This is a genomic window from Variovorax sp. 20P10.2.4 (genome assembly GCF_058244205.1).
Window position 1 is genome coordinate 1 of record NZ_JBZAYE010000626.1, and the last position, 4,140, is coordinate 4,140.

Annotated in this window: 2 protein-coding genes; both read left to right on the plus strand. The window is 72.2% G+C overall.

Going from position 1 to position 4,140, the window contains the following annotated elements; translation table 11 throughout:
• The coding region (locus AC27VN_RS34495) for an aminotransferase class III-fold pyridoxal phosphate-dependent enzyme (protein WP_490879503.1) at positions 1-2,750 on the plus strand (2,750 nt) is incomplete at its 5' end.
• On the plus strand, positions 2,747-4,140 hold a 1,394-nt coding region (locus AC27VN_RS34500; protein WP_490879504.1), incomplete at its 3' end, for a condensation domain-containing protein. The genes AC27VN_RS34495 and AC27VN_RS34500, both read left to right, overlap by 4 nt.

Here is a 4,140-nt window from a genome sequence, read left to right on the forward strand (position 1 = left end):
CGCTCGCGGCGGACAACGGCCCCACGGCCTGCGTGGCGGCGGGGCCGTCGGAGGCCATCGCCGCCCTGCAGGCCTCGCTGCTGAAGGAGGACATTGCGAGCCGCGCGCTGCAGACCTCGCACGCCTTCCACTCGTCGATGATGGACGAGGTGGTCGCGCCCTTCGAGGCGCTGGTGCGGCAGGTGGTGCTGTGCGCGCCGCGGATTCCCATCGTCTCGACACTCACGGGCCAGCCGCTCGGCGAGGTGGAAGCCACCAGCGCCGCTTACTGGGCCCAGCATGTGCGCGGCACCGTGCGCTTCTCGCCCGCGCTGCGCGACACCCTCGCGCGGCTGTCGCAGCCGCTGTTCGTCGAGACCGGGCCGCGCAACACGCTGGCCACGCTCGCGCGCCAGCACGCAGGCACGGCGGTATCGCTGCTGCATGGCGATCCGGCCGACGAGGTGGCGCTGCTGCGGCTGGCCTGCGCGCGGCTGTGGACCTGCGGCGCCGAGATCGAGCTCGCGCGCCTGTCGAACCGAACCGATGCGCGGCGCGTGCGCTTGCCGACCACGCCGTTCGAGCGCCAGCGCTGCTGGGTCGACATCGCGCCCCCTCTTTCCGCTTCCGCCACGGCCGCCACGCCAGCCGCCGCACCCCTCGTCCCCCCGATCGCCCTGGAGTCCACCGTGACCGTTGCAACGCCCCCGCCTCTTCCCCCCGCGTCCGCGTCCACCCTGGACGCTCGCCTGCGCGCGCTGTTCGAGGACATCTGCGGCCTCGACATGGCGCAGGCCGACGGGCATGCGCCCTTCGCCGAACTCGGGCTCGACTCCTTGACGCTGACGCAGGCCGCGACGCAGATTCGCAAGCACTTCAAGGTCGAGCTGAGCTTCAGGCAACTGATGGAGAAGCACCGCAGCTTCGACGCGCTGGCCGCCTTCCTGCGCCAGAGCCTGCCGGACGAGGCGCCGAGCGCCGCCGCGATGCCTGTCATGCCCGCGATGGCGGTCCCGCGGCTCGATGAAAAAGCAGGCGCATTCCAGCTGCCACAACTGATTGCGCAGCAAATGGAAATCATGCGCCAGCAGCTCGCGCTGTTGTCGGGCACTGGCTCGGTCGCACCTGCCCCCGTCGCCGTCCCGCAGCCCGCCGCCGAGGCGGTCCCGGTCGCGAGTCCCCCGCAGCGCTACGACGTGGCCAAGGCCTTCGGCGCCATCGCGCGCATCCACACCCAGCGCACGGCCGAGCCCAGCACGCGGCAGCAGGCGCGGCTCGCGGCCTTCGTGCGCCGCTATGTCGAGCGCACGCGCCGCAGCAAGCAGTTCACCGAGGACAACCGGCCCCACATGGCCGATCCGCGCGTGGTCAACGGCTTCCGGCCGCTGACCAAGGAGATCGTCTACCAGATCGTGGTCGAGCGCTCCAAGGGCTCGAAGCTCTGGGACATCGACGGCAACGAGTACGTCGATGCGCTCAACGGCTTCGGCATGAACATGTTCGGCTGGCAGCCCGACTTCGTGCAGGAGGCGGTGCGCCGACAGCTCGAGGCCGGCTACGAGATCGGCCCGCAGCACCCGCTGGCGGCCGACGTCGCCGGCCTGGTCTGCGAGCTCACCGGCAGCGACCGCGCCGGCCTCTGCAACACCGGCTCCGAAGCGGTGATGGCGGCGCTGCGCATCGCGCGCACCGTCACCGGCCGCAGCACGGTGGTGGTGTTCACCGGCTCCTACCACGGCACCTTCGACGAGGTGCTGGTGCGCGCGGGCCGCAACGCCAAGGGCCTGTCCGCCGCGCCCGGCGTGATGAGCGGCATGTTCGGCGACATCCGCGTGCTCGACTACGGCACGCCCGAGGCACTGGCCTTCATCCGCGAGCACGCCGGCGAGCTGGCGGCCGTGCTGGTCGAGCCGGTGCAGAGCCGGCGGCCCGACTTCCAGCCGCGCGAGTTCCTGCACGCGCTGCGCGCCATCACCGAGCAGCAGGGCTGCTGCCTGGTCTTCGATGAGGTCATCACCGGCTTTCGCGTCGCGCTCGGCGGCGCGCAGGCGCTGTTCGGCGTGCGCGCCGACCTCGCCACCTACGGCAAGGTCATCGGCGGCGGCTTTCCGATCGGTGTGGTCGCCGGCCGGCGCGCCTACATGGACGCGCTCGACGGCGGCGCCTGGCAGTACGGCGACGACTCCATCCCGGGCGTCGGCGTCACCTACTTCGCGGGCACCTTCGTGCGCCATCCGCTTGCGCTGGCCGCGGCCAAGGCCGCGCTGACGCACCTGAAGGAGGCCGGTGCGGCGCTGCAGGAGGGCCTGAACCAGCGCACCGGCGCCATGGCCGACGAACTGAGCGCCTGGTGCCTGGAGGTCGGCGCGCCGATCGCCATACGGCACTGCGGATCGCTCTGGCGCGTCAACTGGCTCGAGGAGCATCCGCTGCAGGACCTGCTGTTCGCCATGATGCGCAGCCGCGGCATCCACATCCTCGACAACTTCCCCTGCTTCCTGACCAGCGCCCACGGCGCGCAGGACATCGCGGCCATCCAGGCGGCGTTCAAGGCCTCGGTGGCCGAGCTGCAGGAGTCGGACTTCCTGCCGCGCCGCGCGCCCAGTCCCTTGAGCTTCGACGTGCGCAAGAACGCGCAGGACGGCTCGGTACTCGCCCGCGACGTCGACGGCCAGCCCTTCTGGTACGTGCCGGCCGTCGATGGCGGCGCGGTGCCCGCGGTGACGGACCAGTCCCCGGCCGGTGGCGCGAACGCCAAGGCGGTCGCATGAACGCCGTGCTTCGCCCCACCCCCGATGCCATCGACACCGCGCCGGCCCGCGGCAGCGTCGAGTGCGTGATTCCCACCACCGAATCGCAGCGCGAGGTCTGGCTCGGCGCCATGCTGAGCGCCGAGGCCTCGCTGGCCTACAACGAATCGGTGCTGTTGCGGCTGCGCGGCACGCTCGATGGCCCGGCCCTGTCGCGCGCGCTGGCGCGGCTGGTGCAGCGCCACCAGTCGCTGCGCGCCACCCTCTCGCTCGACGGCCGCAGCATGCTGGTCGGCGGCGGCGACGCGCCGGCCCTCGAGCTGCGCGACCTGCGCACGCTCGATGCGACGGGCCGCGCGCAGGCGCTCGACGCCGCGCACCGAGACGCGGTGTGCACCCCATTCCCGCTCGAGCACGGTCCGTTGTTCCGGGCCGCGCTGTACCGGCTCGGCGATGCCGAGCATGAGCTCGTGATGTCGGCGCACCACGTGGTGTGCGATGGCTGGTCGTGGGCGGTCATCGCCGAGCAGCTCGGCCATCTCTATGCCGACGAGATCGGCGAGGGACTGCCGCTGCGCACCGCGCCGAGCTACGCGGCCTTCGCGGCAGAGGAAGCCGCCGAGGCGGCCGGGCCCGCCATGCAGGCGCATGTCGACCATTGGCTGGCGCGCTTCGCCGGTAGCCTGCCGGTGCTCGAGCTGCCGACCGACCGGCCGCGCCCGGCGGTGCGCGGCTTCGATTCGCAACGCATCGAGCGTCGGCTCGATCGCGTGCTGGTGAGCGCGATGCGTGCCGCGAGCGCGAAGTCCGGCACCAGCCTGTTCGCGGGGCTGCTGGCCGCGTTCGCCGCCACGCTGCACCGCCTGAGCGGGCAGGACGACATCGTGATCGGCATTCCCGCCTCGGGCCAACTCTCGCGCGACATGCCGGGGCTGGTCGGCCACTGCGTGAACCTGCTGCCGCTGCGTCTCGCGGTGGGCGGGCAACTGCGCTTCGACGCGTTGATGGGCGAATGCGGCACAGCCGTGCTCGATGCCTTCGAGCACCAGTCGCTGACCTATGGCGCGCTGCTCGGCAAGCTCTCGCTCGAGCGCGACGCGAGCCGCCAGCCGCTGGTGAGCGTGATGTTCAACCTCGACCCCGACGTGGCCGGCAGCGCGCAGAACTTCGCCGGCCTCGCGGTCACGCAGGACACGGTGCCGCGGCGCTACGAGAACTTCGAGCTGTTCCTCAACCTGCGGCCGGCCGAGGGCGGCCTGGTGGTCGAGGCCCAGTACAACACCGGCCTGTTCGACGAGGCCAGCGTGCGGCGCTGGCTCGACATGTTCGAGTGCCTGCTGCGCTCGGCCGTGCAGGCACCGGACCAGCCCATCGGCCGGCTGGCGCTGCTCTCGCCCGAGGCGGCGCGCGA